Genomic DNA, 26,077 nt, shown 5'->3' on the forward strand with positions numbered 1-26,077 from the left:
ACGTGTACGAATAGAGCTTCGCGTGATCCCGGCGCCCGCACAAGTGAGCACGGAGAACGGCCGGCCCCGGCTTCCGCCACGAGGGCGGGAGCCGGGGCCGGCCGGTGCGGTGGGCGTCAGCGCGCGGAGAACACGGCGACCGTGCGTCCCGGCACGGTGAAGCTGCCCGTCCTCCCCTCGTAGGAGGACTTCTTGACCGTTTCGTCCCTGCCCGCCGCCTGGACGGGGTGCAGGGTGTACCCCTTCCCGGCCAGCTCGGTGACGTCCTGGCTCCGCGTACCAGGAGTGGCGTTCATGACGACGACCAGCTCTCCCAGCCGCATCGTGATCACACCGGGGGTCTCCTCCTTGCCGGAGAGCGGGAAGGACAGAGTCTCCTGCACCTGCTCGGTGGTGGCGAGGCCGAAGTCGTCCTCGGTGGTGCGGATGGTGAGCAGGTCCTGGTACGCGGCGGACGCGCCCGTGATCTGAGCGCAGCCCGGAGTGATCCGCGCGGCTCCCAGCAGCGGCTTTCCGTAGGACCACTTGTCCTGGTTGTCGGCGGCCGGCGGCAGCCCGCGTCCGAAGCCGTTGCCCTTGCGGCAGTCCCAGTGGAGCGCGTTGAACCAGTCGCCGCTGTCGTAGGAGTTGCGGTCCAGCGACTTGGAGCGCAGCAGGTCGGTGCCGGCCTGGGAGAGCGCCGGTCCCTGCGAGAGGGCGGCGGTCGCCATCGCCACGACCTGCATGCGGGCCCGGTCGTCGGCCGAGGTGCCCGCCGGGAGTTTGAAGGCGAGGGCGTCGTAGAGGGTTTCGTTGTCGTGGGCGTCGGCGTAGGCGAGGGCGTCACCGGGTGCCGCCGCGTATCCGGCGGGGGCCCCGTTGTAGTCGACGGCCGAGCCCTTGACCGTACGGCCCTGGGTGTCGGTGAAGGTGTAGTCGGCGAGGTTGCCGGTGAGCCCGACCTTGATCAGGTCCTGGTAGTGGAGCAGCCGGGCCTTCTGTTCGGCCTCGGTGCCGTTGGCGGTGGAGGTGTTGGGGTCGGTGTGGAGACCGGAGGCGAAGCCCTGGACACCGGGGTCCTCGTCGAAGGGGCCGCCGCCGCGCACGGCGTCGCGGGCCCGGTCGGAGAAGGTGGCGATGCCGGTGCCGGCCATGTTCTTCTGGGTGGCCTGGACGAAGCGGGCGTCGTCGGCGATCTCACCGAAGTTCCAGCCCTCGCCGTACAGGATGATCTTCTTCCCGTCGACGCCGTCCTCGGCGACCGTCAGCTCGTCGAGGGCCTCGCGGACCGCGAGGATGTTGGCCTTGGGGTGGTGCCCCATCAGGTCGAAGCGGAAGCCGTCGACCTTGTACTCCTTGGCCCAGGTGACGATCGAGTCCACGACGAGCTTGCCCATCATGGTGTTCTCGGGCGCGGTGTTGGCGCAGCAGGTCGAGGTGGCGACGGTGCCGTCCTCCAGGAGCCGCTGGTAGTAGCCGGGCACGATCCGGTCGAGTACGGACTTGTCGTCCTGGCCGGAGGCGACGGTGTGGTTGTAGACGACGTCCATGACGGTCCGCAGCCCGGCGCCGTTGAGTGCCTGCACCATCTGCCGGAACTCGACGGTGCGCTTCGTGCCGTCGGGGTCGGAGGCGTACGAGCCCTCGGGGACGGTGTGGTGCAGCGGGTCGTAGCCCCAGTTGAAGGCGTCCTTCGCGGCGGCCTTCGTGACGCAGGCCTGCTGTTCCCCGGAGTCCGGGGCGGAGGCGGACAGGTCGCAGGCGGGCTGCTGCTGCCCGGACTTCTTCTCGGGGATCGTCCCGATGTCGAAGACGGGCAGCAGGTGCACATGGCTGGTGCCGGAGTCCGCGAGCTCCTTGAGGTGCTTCATCCCGTCGGACCGGGTGTCGGTGAAGGCGAGGTATTCGCCGGGGTGCTTCGACGTGCTGTCCGTGATCGAGAAGTCGCGGACGTGCAGCTCCTGGATCTGGGCGTCGCGCATCGGGGTCGCGGCAGGCTTCTTCAGGCCGGACCAGCCGCGCGGGGCCAGCTTCGGGTCGTCGAGGTCGACGGCGAGGCTGCGGGCGGAGTCGGCGGTCAGAGCGGTCGAGTAGGGGTCGGTGACCTTGTTGGTGACCATCTTCTGGACGGTGGGCGCCCAGACGTCGACGACGTAGCGGTAGGGCTTGCCGTTCCAGCTCTTCTTCCCGGTGACCGACCAGACGCCGGTGCGGTCGTCGCGTCGCATGGGGACGGTCCTCCCGTCGAGTTCGAGCGCGACGGTACGGGCGGTGGGCGCCCAGACGGAGAGAGTCGGGCTGCCCTTGCGGAAGACGGGGCCGAGGGCGGCGCCGCTCGCGGCCTTCCCGTACAGCTCGTCCAGTACGCCCGCGGTCTGCACACCGGTGGCGGCGAGCAGGGCGCCGTTCGCGGCCCGCTGGGTGGCGAGCAGCTGACCGCGCAGGGACTCACGGACCCTGTCCCGGTCCCGGGTGTCGACGGTGAACGCCGGATAGTCCTTGAGGTGCGGGTACTTCTCCTTCTGCGCGGCGGTGAGCTCCGTCGCGCCGAGCCGGAGCCACTGTCCCTCGTCGGAGAGCGCCCCGTCGACGACGGAGATCCCGCCGTTCCTCGCGTACACGAGCTGCTGGCTGGTGGCGTCGGTGGCCTTCACCTTCCAGACGACGGTGTTCCCGTCGATCCACTGGGCCTCGGCCTTGGTGAGGTCGGGTGCCGGCACCCCGCCGGCCTGCGGCAGCAGGTAGCCGGGCTTCCCGCCGAGCATCCAGACCTCGTGCCCGTGCGAGGCGATGTCGAGGGACTGGTCGCCGGGGAGGTCCTTCTCGTCGCCCTTGTGGAGGATGTAGCTGAGGGAGGTGGCGCCCTCGGTGAGCGGGACCTCGAAGGTGACTCCGTAGGAGTCGGTCCGCACGGGTCGCAGCGGCTTCGCCCAGTCCGTGGGGGCGGCGGCGCCCGTCCAGGTGTGCAGGCCCCAGCCGTCGTGGTCGCCGTCGGCCCGGTGGTAGTGCAGAACGGCCTTCGAGGTGTCCTGCGCCGGGGCCTCGGGAGCCTCGGTGGCCTGCTCGTCCTTGCCCTGTTCGACCCAGACCTGGCCGGTCCTCGCGAGGTCGACGGTGCGTTCGGGGCCGTCGGCGGTGCCGTTCTTCTCGACGGTGTACGGAACGGCGGACGTGCCCTCGTCGAGGTCGATCCAGGCGAAGGCGCCGTAGGCGTCGCGGCCGATGAAGTCGGCGGTCCTGTCACCGGACTTGAGCTGCCAGCCCTCGTAGTCGCCGTCCGCGCGCCTGTAGTGGACGACGGCGTGGTCGCGTTCGACGGCGACGGGCTTCGGGTCGGGCGGGGCCTGGCCGGCGGTGGTGGAGGCGAGGGCGCTCGCGGTGCGTCCGGCGCGGTCGACGACGACGGCCTTGTAGCGCAGCGGGGTCCCGGCCTTCACCGAGTCGTCCACGTGCTGGGTGACCTTGTACGGGGCGTGGTCGGCTGAGCCGAGGGTGACCCACTCACCGCTGCCGGTCTGTGCGGCGAACACGACGCGGTTCAGGTCTCCGCCGTCCACGTCGGCGCTGATCTCGACGGTGCCGGTGGCTCCGGCGGCCGGGGCCTTCAGGGTGACCGACGGCTTCGCGGCGGGGGTGCCGAGCGGCTTGTCGGCGCGGAGCACGATGCTGGACAGCGCGGGCACGGTGACTCCGACGGCCTTGTCCGAGCCACTGCGGAAGGTCCCGGAACCCCCGTACAGCGTGCGGAACCTCATGCCCGCCGACTCGGTGGCGACCTCGACGGTCCTCGCCTCGGTGGAGTTGTTGGTGGCGACGACGTATTCGTACGGGCGCTCGGTGTCCGTGCGTGAGAAGGCGTGGACGGAGCCTTCGGCGTGGCGCTCGGTCTGCACACCGTCGCGCAGGGCCGGGTGGTCCCGGGTGAGCTTCGACAGTGCGGCGATGGAGCGGTAGAGCGGGTGCTCCGTGTCGTACGCGTCGGAGGCGTGCGTGCGGTCGGTGCCCAGCTGGTCGTCGTCGAGGTAGTCGGCGGTCCTCGACGCGAACAGCGTCTGGCGGGCGTCCTTGTCGCCGCCCGCGCCGGTGTAGCCCTGCTCGTCGCCGTAGTAGACCACCGGGTTGCCGCGGCCGAGGAACATCAGCTCGTTGGCGAGGCGGGCGCGGTCCAGGAGTTCGGCGTCGTCGGCCTTCGGGTTGTCCTGCTTCAGGAAGGTCCCGATGCGGCCCATGTCGTGGTTGCCGAGGAAGGTCACCTGCTCGTAGGCGTTGGCCTTGTCGGTGGTGTAGCGGTAGTCGTCGCCGTAGACGGCGGCGAGCTTCGAGGCCGGGGCGCCCTGGGAGGCGTACTGCCGGGCGGCCTCCTGGAAGGGGAAGTCGAGCGTGGAGTCGAGCCGGCCCCGGGTGACGTACGGCGAGGTGATCGCGGTGTCGGCGGAGTAGACCTCGCCGAACATGAAGAAGTCGTCACGGCCGCGCTTCGCCGCGTAGTCGTCGAGGGCGGTGGCCCACCGGGTCCAGAAGTCGAGGTCGACGTGCTTGACGGTGTCGATGCGGAAGCCGTCGATGTCGAAGTCGCGGACCCACTTCTGGTAGATCTTCTCCATGCCGGAGACGACTTCGGGGCGCTCGGTCCACAGGTCGTCGAGGCCGGAGAAGTCGCCGTACTCGGTGGACTCGCCGGCGTAGGTCGAGTCACCCCTGTTGTGGTACATCGTCGGGTCGTTGAGCCAGTCCGGGACCTTCTTGCCGGTGGTGGCGGGGGTGTACGGGAAGGAGTCGGCGTCCACCTCCCCGACGCCCCGGGTGTCGTCGAACGGGCGGCCGTCCTCGTCGAGGTACGGGAAGGCGCCCTTGGGCTTGTAGCCGTACTTCTTCTCGGCGTAGTCGACGGTGTCGGCGGTGTGGTTGGTGATGACGTCGAAGAAGACCTTCATGCCCTTGCCGTGGGCCTTGTCGATCAGCTTCGTGAGGTCGGCGTCGGTCCCGAAGTGGGGGTCGACCTGGGTGAAGTCGGTGATCCAGTAACCGTGGTATCCGGCCGAGGCGTTGTCCCCGGTGCCCTGGACGGGCCGGTTCTTGAAGATCGGGGCGAGCCAGATCGCGGTGGTGCCGAGGTCCTTGATGTAGTCGAGCCGCTGGGTGATCCCCTTGAGGTCGCCGCCCTGGTAGAAGCCCTTGTCCGTGGGGTCGTAGCCGGTCTCCGGGCGCGAACCGGTCAGCCCGCCGCGGTCGTTGGAGGTGTCGCCGTTGGCGAACCGGTCGGGCAGCACGAAGTAGAACTGCTCCCGGGTGAGGTCGTGCCTGGCCGGCTCCTCGGCGAGTTCCGCGTCCGAGGGCGGGGCTGGGGGTCTGGGCGCGGCAGGCGCGGCGGCCGCCGGTACGACGGGCAGCAGCGCCGCGCACAGTGCGGCGACGGCTCCCCGCCGGAGGGTGGTTCGGGACACGGGCGGGTACTCCTCGGCTTTCAGGGGTGGGGTTCAGCGGTGCGGGCCGGGGCCGCGTCGCTCGCGTCCCCGGCCCGCTGGTCGGTGGGGTCAGCCGCGCCAGACGTCGGTGGTCATCGCGACCTTGCCGGAGGACGGCACGGTGGCGGTGCGGTTGGCGCCGCTCTCCCAGGTGACGTTGCCGCTCGCGTCCTTGCGGAGGTACTTGTACGCGAACGTGGTTCCGGCGGGCATGTCCACATCGAGCTTCCAGACGGGGTACGTCGCCGGGTCGAGCTTCAGGGCGCTGCCCGGGTTCCAGCTGCCGAGGGCGGCCTGGTCGCCGGTGACGTAGATGTTCTGGCCGAGCTGGGTGGTGGCGTTGACGCCGAAGGAGGCACCGGACCGGCCGGTCCCCGGGTCCGGGTCGGGTGTGGTTCCCCCGCCGGAGCAGGTGCGGGCGCCGACGTGCAGCGCGACGGCGGTGTTCGCGCCCAGGGTGGCGGTGAACTGCCCCGAACCGTTGACGGTGACGCCCTTGCCCGACTGCACGTCGCAGTAGTCACCGGCGGGCAGCGAGGTCTGGAACGTACGGCTCAGCGAGGAGCTCTCGTGGTTGATGGCGACGTACGCCTTGGAGCCCCGGCCGAAGGCGATCTGGTCGCCGCCGTTGTCCCACCAGTCGGAGACGGCCTGGCCTCGGGCCGCGTTGCGGAAGCCGACCATCGAGGAGATCTCACGCCAGGCGTGCTGGCACTTCCAGCCGTCGCTGTAGCAGGCGTCGACCTGACCGCCGTTGGGCGGGCCGGCGTCGTGGTCGCTGAACTCGTAGCCGGAGTGCACGTCCGGGGAGCCGTAGGGGTAGGCGAGCATGAAGACGCTCGCCAGGGTGTAGTTGGCGCCGTCCTTGTAGCTCAGGGTGTCGCCGCCGCGCTCGGTGTCGTGGTTGTCGACGAAGACCGCCGACTTGCCCGACTGCATGAAGCCCCAGCCCTCGCCGAAGTTCTTCAGGTGGGCGAGGTTCTCGTTGTTGAAGACCTGCTTGAGGCCGCGGCCGTAGCGGAACTCCTGGACGTCACCGCTGCCGAGGTACTCGGTGGGCGAGACCGCCTCGCCCGCGCCGTGGATGGCCTCGTGCTTCCAGTAGGCGTTCGGGTCGGTCAGCCGGGACTTGATGTTCGTGAGGTCACCGGCCGGCATGTGCTTGGCGGCGTCGATGCGGAAGCCGTCGACGCCCAGGGAGAGCAGGTCGTTGAGGTAGCCCGCTATCCGGCCGCGTACGTAGTCCTCACCGGTGTCCAGGTCGGCGAGGCCCACCAGTTCGCAGTTCTGGACGTTGCCCCGGTCACCGTAGTTGTTGCCGATCTGCGTCCGGCAGTCGTCCATGTCACTGCCGGAGTAGGTGCCCGGGTAGTCGTACTTGCTGTACGAGGACCCGCCCGTGCCGGTGCCCGATCCGGCCGACATGTGGTTGATGACCGAGTCGGCGATGACCTTGACGCCGGCGCCGTGGCAGGTGTCGACCATGTTCGCGAAGGCGGCGCGGTCACCGAGCCGGCCGGCGATCCTGTAGCTGACGGGCTGGTACGACGTCCACCACTGGGCGCCCTGGATGTGCTCCTGGGGCGGTGAGACCTGGACGAAGCCGTAGCCGGCCGGACCGAGGCTGTCGGTACAGGCCTTGGCGACCGAGGCGAACTTCCACTCGAACATCACCGCGGTGACGTCCTTCTCACCCGGGGGTGCGGCCTGGGCGGTCCCGGCGGTGCCGAGTCCGGCGGGGACGGCGAGGACAGCGGCGCCCGTGGCGAGGGCGAGCGCGGCAGACAGGGGCCTGCGTGCCATGTTTTTCCTCCTGCGGTGGGGGAAAGTGCGGGGATGGCGGAGCGACCTGACCTGGCAACGCGCCGTGCCGTCAAGGGCTCTGAAGGTTCTTGCAGCAAGAATGCAAAACCTGGGGTGCAGCAGACCGTACGAGTCTGACCTGCCCCGGTCAACCCCCTGGACATGACGCGATCACATCCCGCTCACATCCACGAAATCCCGCAGATTTATTCCTGCAAGGACTTACGCAAAATATTGCGGAGCTGTTAAATTCAACTCGACTCCGGCCCGGCCGGCCGGGGGTCCGGTCCACCGGACCCCACGCGCCCGGCCTGCCGGGCCGGTCACGCCACGGAGAGGCCCCGACGTCGCTTCCCCGCCGGCCCGATCCCGGGCCGACTTCGGGGCCTCTCCTGTGTGTTCGAGCCGATCCGATGCCGGGGGCCGGCATCGGATTCGTCAGGTGGAGCGGTCCGCTTCGTCGAGCAGATAGCGGCGCTCGACCTGGTTGCCGGTCAGCTCTGCCGCCTCGCGGTACAGCGCGGTCGCCCCGGCGGCGTCGCCGGTCATCCGCAGCAGGTGGGCACGCACCGCGCGTTCCCGCCGGCGGGTGAGAGGGTCCCGGTCCAGTCCGTGACGCCTGTTGAGGGCGTCGAGCAAGGCCGCCCCGCGGACCGGTCCGTACGCCTGGGCGACCGCGACCACCCGGCTCAACCGCACCGGCGCGGTAGGGGTGAGCCGTTCGAGCCACAGGTACAGCATCGCGATCTGCGGCCAGTCCGTCCGCTCCGGCGTCGCAGCCGCCGCATGCAGTGCCGCGATCGCCGCCTGCAGTTGGTAGGGGCCCGTTGTGCGCCGACTCCACACGCCGTCGATCAGCCGGGTGCCCTCACGGATCAGGTCACGATTCCAGCGCGTGCGGTCCTGCTCGCCCAGCGGCACCAACCCGCCGTCGTCATCGCTGCGGGCCGCATGCCGCGACCCGGTGAGCAGCATCAGCGCCAACAGGCCGGTCACCTCGGCGTCGTCCGGAACGGCGTCGCCGAGCATCCGGGTCAGCCTGATCGCCTCGTCAGTCAGGTCGACGCGGGCGAGCTCTTCACCGGCGGAGGCCGTGTAGCCCTCGTTGAAGATCAGATAGAGCACCCGCATGACCGCGGCCACACGGCCTTGCCGGTCGGAGGCGGTGGGCGCGGTGAAACGGGCACCGGCGCGGGCCAACTGCTGTTTCGCCCTGCTGATGCGCGTCCCCAGGGTGGCTTCGGTGTGCCCGAAGGCGTGGGCGATCTGAGCAGTCGTCAGTCCGCCGACCGCGCGCAGGGTGAGCGCCACCTGCGAGGCGGGGCTCAGCGCGGGGTGGCAGCAGAGCAGCAGCAGGGTGAGGCCGTCATCGGCCTCCTCCGCAGGGCCTGCCCGGCGCGCCGGTTCCTCCATGGCCAGTTCGGCCATGCCCGCTTCCTGCTCACGTCGGCGCCGCGCCTGTTCGGAGCGGAGCTGGTCGACCATCCGCCGGTAGCCGATCCGGATCAGCCAGCTGCGGGGATTCTCCGGCACCCCGTCGGCCGACCACGCCCGGTGCGCTGCCAGCAGCGCCTCCTGCACCGCGTCCTCGGCGATGTCGAAGCGCCCGAAGCGCCGCACCAACGCGCCGAGCACCTGCGGCGCTTCGGAGCGGAGCAGATGCTCGATGTCCGTGGTCCCGACCGGCCCGTCCTTCACGGGACGCTGTGGCACGCTGCCCGCACCGGGCCTCGTGGCGGACGGTAGGTCATGCGGCGAAGTCCTCTCCCATGATCGGACGGATCTCGATCGGCTCACCCAGTACGTCGACGATCCGCGAGGCGATCTCCACGGCCCGTTCCCGGCCGGTCACCTCGATGACGGCGAAGCTGGCCAGGACCTCCTTGAGCTCGGCGAACGGCCCGTCGGTCTCCGTCACGCCGTCCGGGCCCCGGGTCACCGTGGTGCTGAGGGCCGGGTGGGCCAGGCCTTCGGTGCCGACCAGCTCTCCGGTCTCGAACAGTTCCTTCTCGAACCTCTGGTACGCGGCGAAGGCGGCCAGCGCCTCCTCCGTCGGCGCGTCGGCGGTCGCCGCGTCCCAGGCGGCTGCAGGCGTGTATCCGAGCAGCAGGTACTTCACGGGGTCCCCTTGTTCGACGATGCTCGGCGATGGTAGGTCAGGTCCGGCGCGTACGGCGCAGGGAGAGCGCCGAGGCCCGCCGGCACGAACGCGGGCGGCGGGCGGTGTCGACGGTGGTGGCGGTCACGGCTTCCTCCTCGACGGGTTCTGCCGGCTACCTCGTGGCAGGGTCCACGATCTCGACATCCCCTCGATGTGACGCACGCCACACACTACTGGTATCGAAAACGAACCGTCGGCTTCGAGGTATCCGCGAGAACCCGAACCCACCGAGGGAGTACGAGATGCCTGAGTCCAACCAGCCGAGCGCCGAACTGAAGGCCCTGGATCGCCTGGTCGGCACCTGGACGGTGACCGGCGGAGCCGAGGGAACCGTGCGCTACGAGTGGATGCCCGGCCAGTTCTTCCTGAGCCAGCACGTCGAGCTCACCCAGTTCGGACAACAGGTCAGCGGCCTGGAGCTGATCGGGAACCTGCGCCCGTTCGGCGAGCCGGCCGGCGCGGACGTGGTGTCACGGTTCTACGACTCGACGGGGAACACCTTCGACTACGTCTACGAACTGACCGGTGACACGCTCGTCATCTGGGCCGGGTCGAAGGGGAGCCCGGCCTACTTCGAGGGCACCTTCAGCGACGACGACGCGACGATGACCGGCGACTGGGTCTACCCCGGCGGGGGCGGATACGCGTCGACCATGACCAGGGTCTGAACCCGGTCATCGCCTTCCGCCGGCCCGGCCTGCGTCCTGATCGGGGCACGGGCCGGGGCGCGCTGTCGTTCCGGTCCCCGTCGGCCCGGCTTCGCGCCCCTCGCCCGCGTGGGCGGCGTCCGGATTGCCCAGCCTGCCGGTGTGCCCGCAGTCCGAGAGGTCCGCACGGGAGACCGCGGCGGCACTCTCGGCTGCTGCCACCTGAGAGCCTGCCCTGCGCCGAGGCGTCGCGCGCTCAGCCCCGACCGGTACGGAACCGGCGCCGGTATTCGGTCGGGGTCGTGTCGAGTCGGCGGCGGAAGGCCCTGACGAGGGTGTCGACCGTGCCGAATCCGCAGAGGGATGCGATGCGTTCGAGGGTCGCGTCGGTGGTTTCGAGCCGGCCGCGTGCCACCTCGACGCGGGCCGATTCGATGTAGGTGTGCGGGGTCATGCCGAGTTCGGACTTGAAGATGCGGGTGAGCTGCCGGTCACCGATGTGGGCGTATGCCGCCAGATCCGCGACGGTCAGTGGTGCGTCGATGTTGCGCATGATGTGGTGGCGGAGGTCTTCGATGCGCCGCGTCGTGGACACCTGTTCCAGGGGAACGCTGAACTGGCTCTGCCCGCCGGGCCGTTTCAGGTACATCACGAGCTGCCGGGCGACGCGCAACGCGACGGCTTCGCCGAGGTCGTCGGCGACGAGAGCGAGTGACAGATCCAGGCAGGCGCTGATCCCCGCCCCGGTCCACACGTCGCCTTCGCGGATGAAGATCGGGTCGGCGTCGACCTCGATCGCCGGGTAGGCGTCGGCGAGCTGGCGCGCGGTCGACCAGTGCGTGGTGGCGCGTCTGCCGTCGAGGAGTCCGGCGGCTGCGAGGATGTGCGCGCCGACACAGACGGAGGTGACTCTCCGGGTCCGCTCGGCGAGTTGCTTCACCCGCGCCACCACGCGGGGGTCGGTGAGCGTCTGCACGCCGCGCTGACGGTCGACCTCGACGGCGCCGGGCACGATCAGGGTGTCGATGCTCTGTGTGGAGAGTCCGTCGAAGGTGACGTCCGGAAGGATCCGCACCCCGGCGCCGGTGGTGACCGGGTCCATGGTCTCGGCGGCGAGGACGACCTCGTAGCCCGCCGCTCCGTCCGATTCGCGGCGTGCGAGGGAGAACACCTCCGGCGGTCCGGTGACATCGAGCAGGTCGACGCCGGCGAAGAGGACGACGACGATCAGCCGTCTGCGGTTCTCGGTGCTCATGCGGCTCCCTCGGCCGGTCCTGCCCATGTCGGTATCTGCAGGCTAGACGACATTGCCGACATTCGTGGTGGCGCCTAACGTCGTGAGCACAGGCCATCGCGCCTCACCGCACCGGTGGGGTGCCCCATGACACACGACCCTCAGGCGGTTCCCCCGTGCCCAGAACGACTCTGCGCCAGCTCAACGGCTTCGACGACACCCCTGCGAAGCTCGCCGGATCGACCCTGGTCCTCGTCGACTACCAGAACACCTACACGACCGGCGTGATGGAACTGGACGGCTGGCAGGCCGCCCTCGACGCCGCAGCCCAGTTGCTGGCTCGGGCCCGCCAGGAGGGCACGAAGGTCATCCACGTCATCAACGACGGCGGCGAAGGCACCCCGTACGACATCCGGGCCGAGATCGGCCGGATCCACCCCGCTGTCGCACCGGTCGACGGAGAGCCCGTCGTGGTGAAGAAGGCGCCGGACTCCTTCGTCGGCACGGACCTGGACCAGCACGTGGACGCCGCAGGCAACAGCGACCTGATCATCGCCGGGTTCATGACGCACATGTGCGTGACGTTCACCGCACAGGGCGCCTTCCTGCGCGGCAACCGCCCCACCGTCGTGGCCGACGCGTGTGCCACCCGGGCACTGCCGGTCGCCGGCGCGGAGCTGGACGCCCGCCAGGTGCACCACAGCGCGCTCGCCACCATCACCGACCTGTACGGAGTCGTCGTTCCGACGCAGGAGTCCCTCAGCTGATCTCGGCGAACCGGGACGGCGGGGTCACCGGCCGCCGGGGGTTCCTCCCGGAAGATTTCCTCAGGAGGTCCCCGGGCGACCGGTGCGAACACCGGGGCGGGGCCGCGTCCGCCCCCGGACCCGGCCCCGCCTCTCGCGCCTGTTCAGGTGGTGCGTGCGGCCGCCGTGGAGCCTCGTACCACGAGCTCCGGCTGGAACACGTACTCCGTGCGCTGCACGGGGCTCCCGCCGATCTCCTCCAGCAGCGCGCCCACCGCGGCCGCCGCCATCGCCTGTACCGGCTGGCGTACGGTCGTCAGCGGCGGGTCGGTGAAGGCGATCAGCTGGGAGTCGTCGAAGCCGACGACGGAGACGTCGCGCGGGACGTCGTAGCCCCTCCCCCGGGCGGCCCGGACCACACCGAGCGCCATCAGGTCGCTGCCGCAGACGATGCCGGTGCAGCCCGCGTCGAGCAGGGCGCCCGCGGCGACCTGGCCGCCCTCGACGCTGAACAGGGTGGAGCAGACCAGGAGTTCGGCCTCCTCGCGGTCCATGTCCAGCAGCGTGACGGCCGCGTCGACGAAGCCGTCACGCTTACGGCGGGACGGTACGTAGCGCTGCGGCCCGATCGCCAGGCCGATGCGCCGGTGGCCGAGTTCGGCGAGGTGACTGACGGCCATCCGGACGGCGGCCTGGTCGTCGGGCGAGACGAACGGGGCGCTGATGCGCTCGTTGTAGCCGTTGATCAGGACGAACGGCACGCCACGTTCGGTGAGTGCCGCGTAGCGGGCCGGGTCGGCCGAGGTGTCGGCGTGCAGGCCGGACAGGAACACGATGCCGCCCACGCCCCGCTCGACGAGCTGTTCGACCAGCTCGTCCTCCGTGGCACCGCCGGGCAGCTGGGTGCAGAGCACGGGGGTGTAGCCGTGTCCCGCGAGGACCTGCTCCACGGACTGGGCGAACGCCGGGAAGATCGGGTTGGTGAGCTCGGGGGTGACCAGTCCGATCAGTCCGGCGCTGCGCTGCCGCAGTCGTACGGGGCGTTCGTAGCCGAGGATGTCGAGCGCCGCGAGCACCCGCTGACGCGTGGTGTCCGCGACGCCCGGCTTCCCGTTGAGGACCCGGCTCACGGTGGCCTCGCTGACCGCGGCCTGACCGGCGATGTCGGAGAGCCGCAGCGCCGGTCCGGTCCTGGGTGCGGGGACGGTCACACCGTCCACCACACCGTGGTGTCGGCGGGCAGCTCGACGGTGTCGCCGTCGACGATCACCGGGGCGCTGGCGAGCAGCAGGGTGCCGGGGGTGTCGATCCGGACCGGCGCGCCCGTCGTGTTGACGGTGCAGACGAAGCCGGGGCGGCCGAGCGCGAGTACGCCTTCGGGGGTGTCCAGCCAGGTGACGTCCGTGCCGGCACCGAGTCCGGGGTGCTCGCGCCGGGCGGCGATCGCGGCGCGGTACAGCTCCAGGGTGGAGCCCTCCGTGCCGGTCTGGGCCTCGACGGAGAGCGCGCCCCAGGTGTCGGGCTGGGGCAGCCAGCTGCCGCCGTCGCCGAAGCCGTAGGAGGTGCCCTCGCGGGTCCACGGGATCGGCACGCGGCAGCCGTCGCGGAAGCCGTCCTGGCCCTCGGCGCGGAAGAAGGACGGGTCCTGGCGGAGCTCGTCGGGCAGGTCGGTGACGTCGGGCAGGCCGAGCTCCTCGCCCTGGTAGACGTAGGCGGAGCCGGGCAGGGCCAGCATCAGCAGGGTCGCGGCGCGGGCCCGGCGCAGGCCGAGCTCACGGTCGCCGGGGGTGCGGATCTGGGTGCCCAGGCCCGGCGGGTTGCCGAACCGGGTGGTGTGCCGGGTGACGTCGTGGTTGGAGAGCACCCAGGTGGTGGGGGCGCCCACCGGACGCATCGCGTCGAGCGAGGAGTCGATGACCTCGCGCAGCTCGGCGGCGTCCCAGGCGGTCGACAGGTACTGGAAGTTGAAGGCCTGGTGCATCTCGTCGGGGCGCACGTAGTTGGCGGTGCGCTCGACGGTGGGGGTCCACGCCTCGGCCACGAGGACGCGGCCGCCGGGGTACTCGTCGAGGACGGTGCGCCAGCTGCGGTAGATCTCGTGCACACCGTCCTGGTCGAAGAACGGCATGACATCGTTGCCCAGGAGCTTCAGCTGGTCGTGCGATCCCAGGTCCGGGAGGCCCTCCGCCTTCACGAGGCCGTGTGCGACGTCGACGCGGAAGCCGTCGGCGCCCATGTCGAGCCAGAAGCGCAGGATGGAGCGGAACTCGTCGGCGACGGCCGGGTGCTCCCAGTTGAAGTCGGGCTGTTCCGGCGCGAAGAGGTGCAGGTACCAGTCGCCCGGGGTGCCGTCGGGGTTCGTGGTCCGGGTCCAGGCGGGGCCGCCGAAGATGGATTCCCAGTCGTTGGGCGGGAGTGCACCGTCGGTGCCCTTGCCGGGGCGGAAGTGGTAGCGGTCGCGCAGGGCGGAGCCGGGGCCTTCGGCGAGGGCGCGCTTGAACCACTCGTGCTGGTCGGAGGAGTGGTTGGGCACCAGGTCGACGATGATGCGCAGGTCCAGGCCGTGGGCCTCGCGGATCAGGGCGTCGGCGTCGAGGAGTGTGCCGAACATCGGGTCGATCGCCCGGTAGTCGGCGACGTCGTATCCCGCGTCGGCCTGCGGCGAGGCGTAGAAGGGGCTGAGCCAGACGGCGTCCACACCGAGGTCCCGGAGGTACGGGAGCCGCGCGGTGACGCCCGCGAGGTCTCCCATGCCGTCGCCGTTTCCGTCGGCGAAGCTGCGCGGGTACACCTGGTAGATCACCGCGTCCTGCCACCAGCCGGTGCGGTGGCCCGGGGCGTCGTCGGACGTGCCGGTGGAGGGGGCAGCGAGGTGCTGGGTCATGTCGTCCCTGGGGTGTCTGGGTGGGGAGCGGCGCCGGGACCTGGTCGGGGATCCGGCGCCGCCGTGACGGGTGCGGTCGTACGGTCGTGCGGGACTGTCAGCCCTTGACGGCTCCGGCGGACATGCCGGTGACCAGGTGCTTCTGCGCGAAGAGGAAGACCAGTGCGGCCGGGATGGCGATGAGCACGGACGCCGCGGTCATCGGGCCCCACTGGGCCCCGTACTGGTTGACGAACTTCTGCAGTCCGCCGGCGAGCGTGAGGTTCTCGTCACCGACCATGAACGCGGAGGCGTACGCCACTTCGCCCCAGGCGGTGATGAAGGAGTAGAAGGCGGTGACGGCGAGGCCGGGCTTGGCGAGCGGCAGGATGAGCCGCCAGAACGTGCCGAACGGGGTGAGTCCGTCGACCTGTCCCGACTCGTCGATCTCGCGCGGGATCGTGTCGAAGAAGCCCTTCATCATCCAGGCGCAGAAGGGCACCGAGATGGTGAGGTAGGTGATGACGAGCCCGGCCGGCTGGTTGAGCAGGCCCATCGTCGACATGATGTTGTAGATCGGCACGATGAGGACGGCCACCGGGAACATCTGGGTGACCAGCAGGGTCCACATCAGCCCGCGCTTGCCGGGGAAACGGAAGCGGCTGACGGCGTAGCCGGTGGTGGCGGAGACGAAGACGCCGATGACGGTGGAGAGTCCCGCGACGATCACGGAGTTGCCGAACCAGCTCAGGAACTCGGTGTCCTTGATCAGGTTGGTGTAGTTCTCGAACGTCGTCTCTTTGAAGAAGTCGGTGGTCGACGCGTACTGCGCGGGCTTCAGCGAGGTCAGCAGGACCCAGAGCACCGGGAAGACCGCGATCACCGACATGACGATCAGGGTGAGGTGCAGGGCCACGGAGGCGGCCGGCGAACGGTCGCCGCGCTTGCGGACCTTGCGGGTGTCCTGCTTGACGGGGGTGGCGGGGGCCGCCGTGACGGTGGTCACCAGTTGTCTCCCTGCGTGCGGAGCACTCGCCGGTACACCATGGCGAAGAGCATCAGGAGTACGAGGATCAGTACGCCCCAGGTGGAGGACTGCGCGAAGTCGCGCGGGCTGATCTCGAAGGAGAATTTGTACGCCTGGGTGACCAGGATCTGGGTGGCCTCACCGGGTCCGCCGCGGGTCAGCAGGAAGATCACCGGGAACATGTTGAAGGTCCAGATGGTGGAGAGCAGGACCACCGTGGTGGACACCGGGCGCAGTCCGGGGAGCGTGACGTGGCGGAAGCGCTGCCAGGCGGTGGCGCCGTCCATCTCCGCGGCCTCGTACTGCTCCGAGGGGATCGACTGGAGCCCGCCGAGCAGGGCGACCATCATGAACGGCACGCCGAGCCAGACGTTGACGGCGATGACGGAGAACTTGGCCCAGGTGGGGTCGTTCAGCCACGGGACGCCGTCGATCCCGGCGCCGCCGAGGATCTTGTTGAGCAGGCCGAACTTCTCGTTGTAGAGGAAGCGCCAGGCGAAGACCGAGACGAAGCCGGGGATGGCCCAGGGCAGGATCAGGGCCATGCGGTAGGCGGAGCGGCCGACGATCCTGCGGTTGAGGATGTTGGCGAGGGCCATGCCCAGGCAGAAGGTGATGGTCACACAGGAGACCGTCCACACCAGCGTCCAGCCCAGCGTGCCGAGGAACTGGGTGCCGGTCAGGGCGTCGGCGTAGTTGTCCAGGCCCACGAACTCGTAGGTGGCGGGCATCTCGTTGACGCCGATGGACCGGGCGACGTTGCGCTCGTTGGCGTCGGTCAGGGACAGCCAGATACCGCGGACCAGCGGGTAGCCGATGATCACGCCGATCACGAGCACGACCGGGGCGACCATGGTCCAGGCGTACCAGTGGACCGACAGGGCGCGCCGGAGTCTGCTCGGTGGCGGGGGGTTGCCAGTGCCGCGGCTCCGGCCGCGGGCGACGTCGTCGCCCGCGGCCTTCGCCACCGACTGGCTGGTGTGGACAGCCATCAGTCGGCCTGCCTTCCTGGGCTACTTCCAGCCCTTGAGGAGCTTGCGGTAGGAGTCGCCGGTCGCCTCGGCGGCCTTCTCCGGCGTGGTCTGGCCGGTGAGGACCTTGGTGTACTCGATGTTCAGCGGGGCGAAGAGGCTGCCGGTCTCCGGGATCCAGGGACGCTCGACCGCGGTCTCGACGACGGGCTTGAAGAACTGGACGATCTCGCTGTCCACCGCCTCCTTCTTGGAGTACGCGGAGGTGCGGGTCGGCAGCAGGTTCAGCTCACCGGCGGTCTGCGCCTGGGACTCGACCGAGGTCATGTAGTCGACGAAGGCGTAGGAGGCGTCGAGGTTCGCGGAGCCCGCGTAGACGCCGAGGTTGTGGCCGCCCTGCGGGGCGCCCTGAGCGGCGGAGCCGGCCGGCACCGTGGAGATGCCCAGGTTCGCCTTGTCGGTGAACTCCTTGCCGGTGAGGGTGTCGGCCACGGCCCAGGGACCGTTGATCATCATGGCGACGTCGCCGTTCTTGAACGACTGCATCATGTTCTCCCAGCCGTCCGTGGCGTCGGTCTTGGCCGCCCCGGAGTCGACGAGGTCCTTCACGACGCCGTACGCCTTGACGCCTGCGGCGTTGTCCACGGTGACGGTCTTCGCGTCGGCGTCGACCAGGTCGCCGCCCTCGCCGTAGAGGAAGGAGAGGAAGTAGTACGAGTCGTCGCCGCGCAGGTAGAGACCGGTCTTGCCGGTCTTGTCCTTGATCTTCTCGGCGACCGTCTTCAGGTCGGCGATCGTCGCGGGCGGCTCGACGCCGGCGTCCGCGAACATCTTCTTGTTGTAGAAGATGCCCATCGAGTCGATGACCTGCGGGACGGCGTACGTCTTGCCCTTGTACTTCGTGGACGCGGCCGCCTGCTTGAGGAAGTCGTCCTGGTTCTTCAGCGCCGTGGTGCCGTCCAGCGGGGCGAGGTAGCCGAGGTCCGCGAACTCGGGGGTCCAGGCCACCTCGGAGCGGATGACGTCGGGGGCACCGGAACCGGCCTGGGCGGCGTTCTTGAACTTGTTCTGCGCCTCGCCGAAGGGGACGTTGACGTACTTGACGTCGACCTTCGGGTGCTTCTTCTCGAAGCCCTCGGCGATCTTCTTGAAGACCTTGTCCTCGCTGCCGACGTTCGAGGTGTCCCACCACGTCACCGTGCCGGAGAGCTCACCCGAGCTCTTGCCGCCGCCGGTCCCGTCGTCGCTTCCGCAAGCGGTCGCCGCGAGCGCCAGGGTCGCGACCAGGGCGGTGGCCGTTATGCCACGTCGCATCTGAACTCCTTCAACTGCCGTACCGCTCCGTCGCGGCGCCGGGTCGACGTGAACGTAACAAGGATGAAAGACGACCGAAAGAGTTTGCGGAAGATTTCTGCAAGCTCTGCTGATCGTTACATTGGCGTGTCCGCAAGGTTGCCGTCAAGCCTCTTGACGGAAGCGCTCACACCCTGCCCACGCCTGGCCAGAGGCGCCCTGAGGGCGGTATGACGATCAGACCGGGACCGCCATGGAACGCCCGCAAGGACTTGCAAGATATTGCCGAGCGACCGCTGTCGGGCGGCGTCCGCCGAGGTGGAGCGCCTGGATTCCGCGCATGGTGGGCAATCCGACAGGCGCCCGGTACAGTCCAGTGCCATGACCGCACGGCTTGCCGATATCGCAACTCAGGCGGGGGTCAGCGAAGCGACGGTCAGCCGAGTACTGAACGGCAAGCCCGGTGTCGCGGCGGCCACCCGTGAATCCGTCCTCGCGGCGCTCGACGTCCTCGGATACGAACGCCCCGTCCGGCTGCGCCGGCGCAGTGCCGGGCTGGTAGGCCTGATCACGCCCGAGCTGGAGAACCCGATCTTCCCCGCGCTCGCGCAGGTCATCGGCCAGGCGCTCACCAGGCAGGGCTACACACCGGTGCTGGCGACCCAGACCCCTGGCGGCTCCACCGAGGACGAGCTCACCGAAATGCTCGTCGACCGTGGGGTCTCGGGCATCATCTTCGTCTCCGGGCTGCACGCCGACACCTCCGCCGACATGGGCCGCTACGAACAACTGCGGGCCCAGGGCGTCCCCTTCGTGCTGGTCAACGGCTTCTCCCCCAAGGTGCAGGCGCCGTTCATCTCCCCCGACGACCGGGCGGCCATGCGGCTCGCGGTGACGCACCTCGTGGCGCTCGGGCACCAGCGCATCGGACTCGCGGTCGGCCCCAAGCGCTTCGTCCCGGTGCTCCGCAAGATCGAGGGCTTCCACGCCACGATGCGGGAGCAGCTGGATCTCACCGCCGACGCGGTGGAGGAGCTGATCCAGCACTCCCTGTACACGCTGGAGGGCGGCCAGGCGGCTGCCTCGGCGCTGATGGAGCGCGGCTGCACCGCGGTGGTGTGCGCGAGCGACATGATGGCGCTCGGCGCGATCCGGGCGGCCCGCAGGCTGTCGAAGGAGGTGCCGCGCGACCTCTCGGTGGTCGGGTACGACGACTCGCCCCTCATAGCGTTCACCGATCCTCCGCTGACGACGATCAGGCAGCCGGTGACGGCGATGGGCCAGGCCGCCGTGCGCACCCTGCTGGAGGAGATCGGCGGCACGCCCGCTCCGCACAGCGAGTTCGTGTTCATGCCCGAACTGGTGGTACGCGGATCGACGGCCTCCGGCCCGGGCCCCTCTCCGGCGGCCGGCACCCGTCGGTAAAGTACTGGATGTGCGGTCGGCCCCCGACCGGAGGATCATCGGGCGGAGGGGACGTATCTGGCAGACTCTGCGCCTATGGGTGAATCGCTTGTGACCACACAGGAAGACCGCACGGCGGCCACCCCGTCACCCGTCGCGGACGGAACAGAAGCGTCCGGTTCCACGAAAGCGATCACCCTGACCCGCATGCGCGCCCACGTCTCACTCCGCTCGCTGCGCTCGCCGCGCCGCCCGCGCCTCTGGTTCGAGATCCTGCTGATCGCGGTCAGTTACTGGCTCTACTCGCTGGTGCGCAACGCCGTGCCCGAGCAGAAGGCCGCGGCCCTGCGGAACGCCAACCGGATCTGGTCCCTCGAACACAGCGTGGGGCTCGCCTTCGAGGAGGCGGTCAACCAAGCCGTCAATTCGGTGACATGGCTGATCGTGTCGATGAACTACTACTACGCGACCCTGCACTTCGTCGTGACCATCGGTGTGCTGATCTGGCTGTTCCGCAGCCATCCGGGCCGCTACGCCGCCACCCGTCTGATCCTGTTCGCCACCACGGCGGTGGCCCTGCTCGGTTACTACGTCTTCCCGCTGGCGCCGCCCCGGCTGATGAACGGCGGGGGCTTCATCGACACCGTCCTGCTGCACCAGACGTGGGGCTCGATGGCCTCGGGCAACTTCAAGCACATGTCGAACCAGTACGCGGCGATGCCGTCGATGCACATCGGCTGGTCCCTGTGGTGCGGTCTGACCATTTGCGCGCTGGCGACCGCCCCCTGGGCGAAGATCCTGGGCGCGCTCTACCCGGTGGCCACGCTCGTCGTCATCGTGGCGACGGCGAACCACTTCTGGCTGGACGCCGTGGGCGGAGCGGCCTGCCTGGCGCTCGGCATCGCCCTCTCCTACGCCTGGTACGGCTCGCTGCCGCACCGTCTGCCGCAACAGGTGCGGTCTCCGGGGACGGCCCGCGCCCCGCACCGGCCACCGGGGGCGCGGACCCCGGCCGGCGGCGCTGCCCCGGCCGACGGGCCGCCTCAGCCGACGGAGCCGTAGAACCGCTCCTCCACCACCGCCCGGGCCCGCCGGGTGATCCGCCGGTAGTCCTCCAGCATGTCCCCGACGTGCCCCGGCTCGTAGCCCAGGTAGCGCCCCACGGCCGTCAGCTCACGCGGGTTCGAGGGGAACGTGTCGCCCGGCCGCCCCCGCACCAGCATCACGGCGTTACGCACCCGCGAGGCCAGCACCCACGCCTCGTCCAGCGTCCGCGCTTCCTCCGCCGGGATCAGCTCCGCCGCGCACGCCGCCGCCAGCGCCTGCCGGGTGCGCGAGGTGCGCAGGCCCGGTTCGGCCCAGCCGTGCTGCATCTGGATCAGCTGCACGGTCCACTCGACATCGCTCAGCCCGCCGCGCCCCAGCTTGGTGTGGAGCGTCGGGTCGGCCCCGCGCGGCATGCGCTCGGACTCCATCCGTGCCTTGAGCCGCCGGATCTCCCGGACGGCGTCGTCCCCCAGCCCTTCCACCGGGTACCGCAGGGGGTCGACGAGCTCGACGAAGGCGCGGCCCAGCTCCTCGTCCCCCGCCATCGGATCGGCGCGCAGCAGCGCCTGGCTCTCCCAGACCAGCCCCCAGCGCCGGTAGTAGGCCTCGTACGACTTCAGGGTGCGGGCCAGGGGCCCGGTCTTCCCCTCCGGCCGCAGGTCGGCGTCGATGAGGAGGGGCGGGTCGGCGGTCGGCAGCTCCAGCAGCCGGCGCATCTCCGCGACGACCGTGTTCGCGGCCCTGGCGGCCTCCTCGTCGCTGACGCCCTCCCGGGGCCGGTGCACGAACAGGACGTCGGCGTCCGAGCCGTAGCCCAGCTCGTGGCCGCCGAAGCGGCCCATGCCGATGACCGCGAACCGGGTCGGCAGGGTGTCGCCCCACCGCTCGCGCACGGCGGCGCGCAGCGCCCCGGAGAGCGTGGCGGCGTTCAGGTCGGTGACGGCGGAGCCGACCCGGTCGACGAGGGCGCCCGGGTCCGTCTCCGCCGGGTTGTCCTCGGTGCCGTACGAGCCGATGAGGTCGGCCGCCGTCGTGCGGAACAGCTCCCGCCGCCGTACCCCGCGCGCCACCGCGACGGCCGCCTCGGCCCCCGGGGCGCGGCCGACGGCGGCCAGCACCTCCTGCTCCAGGTGGTCCCGGCCGCGTGGCTTCAGCCCTTCCGGGTCGCCGAGGATGGCGACGGCCTCCGGGGCGCGCATCAGCAGGTCGGGGGCGAGCCGGCCGGCGGACAGCACCCGGGCGAGGTTCTCGGCCGCGGCGCCCTCGTCGCGCAGGAGCCGCAGATACCAGGGGGTCTTGCCGAGCGCGTCGGACACCTGGCGGAAACCGAGCAGCCCCGCGTCCGGATCCGCGGAGTCGGCGAACCAGCCGAGCAGCACCGGCAGCAGCGTGCGCTGGATGGCGGCCTTGCGGGAGACCCCCGACGACAGGGCCTCCAGATGCCGCAGCGCCGCCGTGGGATCGGCGTAACCGAGGGCCTCCAGCCGGACGACGGCGGCCCTGGCACTGAGCCTGCTCTCGCCGGGCGCGAGCTGGGCGACCGCGTCCAGGAGCGGCCGGTAGAAGAGCTTCTCGTGCAGCCGCCGCACGACGGACGCGTGCCGCCGCCACGCCCTGTTGAGCTCACCGACCGGGTCCGTACGCAGCCCCAGGGAGCGCCCCAGCCTGCGCAGGTCGGCCTCGTCCTCCGGGACCAGGTGGGTGCGGCGCAGGCGGTAGAGCTGGATGCGGTGCTCCATGGCCCGCAGGAAGCGGTACGCCTCGTCCAGCTGCGCGGCGTCCGCCCGCCCGACGTACCCGCCGTCGGCGAGGGCCCGCAGGGCCTCCAGCGTGGAACCCGAGTGCAGCGTGCTGTCACTGCGGCCATGGACGAGCTGGAGCAGCTGTACGGCGAATTCGACGTCCCGGAGCCCGCCGGGGCCGAGCTTGATCTCACGGTCGACCCGGTCGACGGGGATGTTGTCGACGACGCGGCGGCGCATCTTCTGTACGTCGCCGACGAAGTTCTCCCGGTCGGCGGCCTGCCAGACGAGCGGTGACACGGCCGCGACGTAGTCGGCGCCCAGCTCGGGGTCACCGGCGACCGGCCGGGCCTTGAGGAGCGCCTGGAACTCCCAGGTCTTGGCCCAGCGCTGGTAGTAGGCGAGGTGCGAGGACAGGGTCCGTACCAGGGGCCCGTTGCGGCCCTCGGGACGCAGGTTGGCGTCGACGGGCCAGATGGTGCCCTCGACGGTGGTGTCGGAGCAGATCCGCATCAGATGGGCGGCGAGCCGGGTGGCCGCCTGCAGTGCGCCGCTCTCCTCCGCGCCCTCGATGGGCTCGGCGACGAAGATCACGTCGACGTCGGACACGTAGTTCAGCTCGTGTCCGCCGCACTTGCCCATCGCGACAACCGCGAGCCGGCACTGTGCCGCGTCGGAGGGCGCGGCGACCCGGGCGATGTCCAGCGCGGCCCGCAGCGTCGCCGTCGCGAGGTCGGCGAGCTCGGCGGCCACCTCGGCGACGTCGGTCGTCCCGCAGACGTCGCGGGCCGCTATCGACAGCAGTGACCTGCGGTAGGCGACCCGCAGCGAGTCCGGGTCGACGGCGTCGCCGAGCATGCGCTCGAACTCGGCGACCCCGGGGTGCAGATCGGTTGCCTCGTACGTGACCAGCGCCTGCCAGTCACGCGGATGCCGGGCCAGGTGGTCTCCGAGCGCCTCGGAGGCGCCGAGGACCCCCAGGAGCCGGTCCCGCAGCGGCTTGGCCGTGATGAGCGTGTCCAGCAGGACCTGCCGCTCATCGGCCTCCTCGGCCTCGACGAGCCGGACGAGGCTGTTCAGGGCCAGGTCGGGGTCGGCCGTCGCCCCGAGGGCCTCGAAGAGGACCGGATCGGCCCGCACGGAGGAGAGCTCGGGCAGGTCCAGCAGCCGTTCGGCGGCGGACGGGGCGGTGAAACCGTGCCGCAGCAAGCGTGTGAACGTACTGCTCCTGCGTCCCGGCACCGTCGTCATCCCGCATCTCCTGCCCGCCGATCCCCGATCGCGCCTATCCGCCCTCCGAGCCTAGCCCCGCACCGATGATTCCGGTGCGGCGGCGGAGTCCCCACTCCAGAGGCACGATCGACGAAATGACCGCACCCGCCGCTTCACCGCCCCAGGAGGCCCGCCATGCCACCCGAGAACACCGCCCTTCCCGAGACCGCGCTGGACCCGCACTACAGCAGCGAGGGAGCCGCCGCACGCCCGTGGGCGGAGGCGGTCACGCTGCTGGAGGGCGCCGAGCTGTACTGGCTGTCCACGGTCCGCCCCGACGGCCGCCCGCACGTCACCCCGCTGATCGGCCTCTGGTCGGACGGCGCGCTGCACTTCTGCACGGGCCCCTCGGAACGCAAGGCGCGCAATCTGGCCGCCCATCCGGAGGTCGTCCTGACCACGGGGGTCAACACGCTGCGCGAGGGGTTCGACGTGGTGGTCGAGGGCCGGGCCGCCCGGGTGACGGACGAACGGCGGCTGATCGCGCTGGCCGAGGCCTGGGAGGAGAAGTACGGCGCCGAGTGGCACTTCGGCGTCACGGACGGGATGTTCTCCAACGGCGCGGGCGGCCGCGCCGAGGTCTTCGCGGTGACCCCCCGCACGGCCTTCGGCTTCGCGAAGGGCGACCCGTACGGGCAGACGCGCTGGCGCTTCGCCTGAGCGTGACCCGGCAGCCTTCCCCTCGGCTACCGGGGTCTGGTCCCGATGACGACGGTGGCGTACGACTCCTCGCAGGCGACGACGCGTGCGACGAGCCCTCGGCTCCCCACCGTCTCCTCGGCGCGCGCGGCCTGCCGTTCGCTCGTCTCGATCAGCAGGCTGCCGCCCGGGGCCAGCCAGTCGGTCGCCTCGGCGACGACGCGCCGCAGCACGTCGAGGCCGTCGCCTCCTCCGTCGAGCGCGACGCGCGGCTCGTGGACCCGCGCCTCGGCGGGCAGCAGTTCGACGTCCTCGGTCGGTACGTAGGGCACGTTGGCGAGCAGGACGTCGACCCGCCCGCGCAGGGAGCGGGGCAGGGGCGCGAAGAGGTCGCCCTCGTAGACCGTTCCGAGTCCGCCCACATTGCGCCGGGCGCAGCGCACGGCGGCCGGTTCGATGTCGGCGGCGTGGAGTTCGACGCCGTCCAGCGAGGAGGCCAGCGCCGCACCCAGCGCCCCGGAGCCGCAGCAGAGGTCGATCACGACCGCCGGGGCGGACGCCGCCTGCCGCGGCACCAGGGCCGCCGCCTGCGCGACGAGGAATTCCGTACGCCGCCGGGGCACGAACACACCGGGGCCGACCGCGATCCGCAGCCCGCAGAACTCGGCCCAGCCGAGCACGTGTTCAAGCGGGAGGCCGGCTGCCCGGCGTTCCAGCATGGTGGCGAGCGCGGTGGGGTCGGACGCCGAGGAGAGGAGGAGTTCCGCCTCGTCCTCGGCGAAGACACAGCCGGCGGCACGAAGAGCGGTGACGAGCGCGGAGAAGGTGAGCGGTGGGGCGAATTCCTGCACGGTGCGGAGCCTTTCGGGTGAACCGATGGGCGCTCCGCGATCGCTCAGGCCTGGCCGGCCACACGACGGCGAGGGGTGAGCGCCCAGCCTGCTGAAGCGGTAATGGGTCTCACCTCCTGGGTCGGTCCCGGTCTCGGGACGGGTCACACTACCCGACCGGGCCGGAGACGCCGGCGCACCGTGCGGCGACGTTTTGTGGAATTTTGCCCAACGTGCAAGTTTATTCCTCGCGTTGGACAATGCCACCATGGAAAGCCCTGTGGGACTGCGGGAACGCAAGAAGGCGGCCACCCGGCAGGCCGTACACGAAGCGACGTTGCGGCTGACCGTCGAGCACGGCTTCGACCACGTGACGGTGGAGGCGGTGGCCGACGCGGCCGGCATCTCCCGCAGAACGTTCTCCAACTACTTCACCGACAAGGAGGACGCCCTCCTCCACGGTGAGGAGCAGTTGATCGGTTCGCTGGTCCGGGCGGTCCGGGAGCGGCCGGCCGAGGAGCCTGCCTGGACGGCGCTGCGGGCCGCTGTGGCGGGTTTCCCGGAACGCGTGGTGGCCCCGCCTGAACGGGAGTGGGCCGTCCGCACGAGGCTGGCGCTGAGCCACCCCTCGCTCCTGGCCCGTCAGCTCGCCGACCACGCGGCGCTGGAGCGGGACCTGGCGGACGCGATAGCCGTGCACCCCGGCCCCAGGAACGGCCCGGTCCGCCCGCCGGTCCTGGCGGCCGCGTTCCTCTCCGCCCTGCGGATCGCGATGCGCATGTGGATCGAGGAGGACCTGGCCCGGAGTCCCGGCGAGGTGATCGGCGAGGTTCTCGACGAGATGGCGCGGAGCTTCGACTGAGCGTCGGCCCAAGGGGCTCTTCCTCTGCCCCACCCGGAAGTGTACGTTCGTACATACTCGCGCTCGCGCACCGTTCTCGTGAAAGACGTATC

The 26,077-nt window shown here is 70.6% G+C and carries 18 protein-coding genes; 6 read left to right on the plus strand and 12 right to left on the minus strand.

From position 1 onward, the window contains the following. Nucleotides 1-116 precede the first annotated feature (116 nt). The 4 genes from pulA to ABT001_RS03655 form a co-directional block, all read right to left on the minus strand. The gene (gene pulA / locus ABT001_RS03640; protein WP_351271768.1) at nucleotides 117-5,423 is read right to left on the minus strand and encodes a pullulanase-type alpha-1,6-glucosidase; all 5,307 of its coding nucleotides are present in this window, start codon (nucleotides 5,421-5,423) and stop codon (nucleotides 117-119) included. A 90-nt stretch (nucleotides 5,424-5,513) separates the two neighbouring features. Beyond that, on the minus strand, nucleotides 5,514-7,247 hold the full coding sequence (locus ABT001_RS03645; RefSeq protein WP_351271770.1) for a carbohydrate-binding module family 20 domain-containing protein: 1,734 nt from the start codon (nucleotides 7,245-7,247) through the stop codon (nucleotides 5,514-5,516). A gap of 438 nt (nucleotides 7,248-7,685) precedes the next feature. After that, nucleotides 7,686-8,960, minus strand: coding sequence for an RNA polymerase sigma factor (locus tag ABT001_RS03650; RefSeq protein ID WP_351271773.1), 1,275 nt, complete (start codon nucleotides 8,958-8,960; stop codon nucleotides 7,686-7,688). A gap of 34 nt (nucleotides 8,961-8,994) precedes the next feature. Further along, complete coding sequence (locus tag ABT001_RS03655; RefSeq protein ID WP_351271775.1) at nucleotides 8,995-9,366, minus strand: YciI family protein; 372 nt, start codon at nucleotides 9,364-9,366, stop codon at nucleotides 8,995-8,997. A 284-nt stretch (nucleotides 9,367-9,650) separates the two neighbouring features. On the opposite strand from ABT001_RS03655, the gene ABT001_RS03660 reads away from it, so the two are divergent. Next, the gene (locus ABT001_RS03660) at nucleotides 9,651-10,076 is read left to right on the plus strand and encodes a hypothetical protein (protein WP_351271778.1); all 426 of its coding nucleotides are present in this window, start codon (nucleotides 9,651-9,653) and stop codon (nucleotides 10,074-10,076) included. A gap of 235 nt (nucleotides 10,077-10,311) precedes the next feature. On the opposite strand, the gene ABT001_RS03665 is transcribed toward ABT001_RS03660, so the two are convergent. Next, a complete protein-coding gene (locus tag ABT001_RS03665) occupies nucleotides 10,312-11,310 on the minus strand; it encodes a GlxA family transcriptional regulator (protein ID WP_351271781.1) in 999 nt (332 codons plus the stop codon). Between the two features lie 155 nt (nucleotides 11,311-11,465). Between ABT001_RS03665 and ABT001_RS03670 the strand changes: the two genes are divergently transcribed. Further along, complete coding sequence (locus ABT001_RS03670; protein ID WP_351271784.1) at nucleotides 11,466-12,056, plus strand: isochorismatase family protein; 591 nt, start codon at nucleotides 11,466-11,468, stop codon at nucleotides 12,054-12,056. Nucleotides 12,057-12,199: 143 nt separating this feature from the next. Here ABT001_RS03670 and ABT001_RS03675 read toward each other — a convergent pair whose 3' ends face one another. From ABT001_RS03675 to ABT001_RS03695, 5 genes are all read right to left on the minus strand, one after another. Then, on the minus strand, nucleotides 12,200-13,258 hold the full coding sequence (locus ABT001_RS03675) for a LacI family DNA-binding transcriptional regulator (RefSeq protein WP_351271787.1): 1,059 nt from the start codon (nucleotides 13,256-13,258) through the stop codon (nucleotides 12,200-12,202). Further along, nucleotides 13,243-14,919, minus strand: coding sequence for a glycoside hydrolase family 13 protein (locus ABT001_RS03680; protein WP_351271790.1), 1,677 nt, complete (start codon nucleotides 14,917-14,919; stop codon nucleotides 13,243-13,245). Before ABT001_RS03680 ends, ABT001_RS03675 begins: the two co-directional genes overlap by 16 nt. A 97-nt stretch (nucleotides 14,920-15,016) precedes the next feature. Continuing rightward, a complete protein-coding gene (locus ABT001_RS03685) occupies nucleotides 15,017-15,907 on the minus strand; it encodes a sugar ABC transporter permease (RefSeq protein ID WP_502967419.1) in 891 nt (296 codons plus the stop codon). Then, entirely contained in the window at nucleotides 15,901-16,917 is a 1,017-nt protein-coding gene (locus ABT001_RS03690) for a carbohydrate ABC transporter permease (protein WP_351271796.1), read from the minus strand. The genes ABT001_RS03685 and ABT001_RS03690 overlap by 7 nt, the downstream gene beginning before the upstream one ends. Nucleotides 16,918-16,938: 21 nt before the next feature. Next, the gene (locus tag ABT001_RS03695) at nucleotides 16,939-18,210 is read right to left on the minus strand and encodes an extracellular solute-binding protein (RefSeq protein WP_351271799.1); all 1,272 of its coding nucleotides are present in this window, start codon (nucleotides 18,208-18,210) and stop codon (nucleotides 16,939-16,941) included. Nucleotides 18,211-18,570: 360 nt separating this feature from the next. Here ABT001_RS03695 and ABT001_RS03700 point away from each other — a divergent pair, with 360 nt between their 5' ends. Together ABT001_RS03700 and ABT001_RS03705 are read left to right on the plus strand one after the other, a co-directional pair. After that, nucleotides 18,571-19,614, plus strand: a complete 1,044-nt coding sequence (locus ABT001_RS03700) for a LacI family DNA-binding transcriptional regulator (RefSeq protein WP_351271802.1) — start codon at nucleotides 18,571-18,573, stop codon at nucleotides 19,612-19,614. 90 nt (nucleotides 19,615-19,704) lie between these two features. After that, nucleotides 19,705-20,655 carry a phosphatase PAP2 family protein gene (locus tag ABT001_RS03705; RefSeq protein ID WP_502967414.1) on the plus strand — a complete coding sequence of 317 codons (951 nt, stop codon included), beginning with the start codon at nucleotides 19,705-19,707 and terminating at the stop codon, nucleotides 20,653-20,655. Here ABT001_RS03705 and ABT001_RS03710 read toward each other — a convergent pair. Then, on the minus strand, nucleotides 20,637-23,633 hold the full coding sequence (locus ABT001_RS03710) for a bifunctional [glutamine synthetase] adenylyltransferase/[glutamine synthetase]-adenylyl-L-tyrosine phosphorylase (protein ID WP_351271808.1): 2,997 nt from the start codon (nucleotides 23,631-23,633) through the stop codon (nucleotides 20,637-20,639). The two genes, ABT001_RS03705 and ABT001_RS03710, sit on opposite strands and share 19 nt — an antisense overlap. A gap of 156 nt (nucleotides 23,634-23,789) precedes the next feature. Here ABT001_RS03710 and ABT001_RS03715 point away from each other — a divergent pair, with 156 nt between their 5' ends. Next, nucleotides 23,790-24,314: a pyridoxamine 5'-phosphate oxidase family protein gene (locus ABT001_RS03715; RefSeq protein WP_351271811.1), complete on the plus strand. Its 525-nt coding sequence runs from the start codon at nucleotides 23,790-23,792 to the stop codon at nucleotides 24,312-24,314. Between the two features lie 26 nt (nucleotides 24,315-24,340). Here the strand turns inward: ABT001_RS03715 and ABT001_RS03720 are convergent, their stop codons facing one another. Continuing rightward, on the minus strand, nucleotides 24,341-25,144 hold the full coding sequence (locus tag ABT001_RS03720) for a putative protein N(5)-glutamine methyltransferase (protein ID WP_351271814.1): 804 nt from the start codon (nucleotides 25,142-25,144) through the stop codon (nucleotides 24,341-24,343). Nucleotides 25,145-25,391: 247 nt separating this feature from the next. Between ABT001_RS03720 and ABT001_RS03725 the strand changes: the two genes are divergently transcribed. After that, nucleotides 25,392-25,985: an acyl-CoA-like ligand-binding transcription factor gene (locus ABT001_RS03725; RefSeq protein WP_351271817.1), complete on the plus strand. Its 594-nt coding sequence runs from the start codon at nucleotides 25,392-25,394 to the stop codon at nucleotides 25,983-25,985. The last annotated feature ends 92 nt before the right edge of the window (nucleotides 25,986-26,077 follow it).

The sequence above is a fragment of the Streptomyces sp. NPDC002793 genome (assembly GCF_040295485.1).
Taxonomy (GTDB): domain Bacteria; phylum Actinomycetota; class Actinomycetes; order Streptomycetales; family Streptomycetaceae; genus Streptomyces.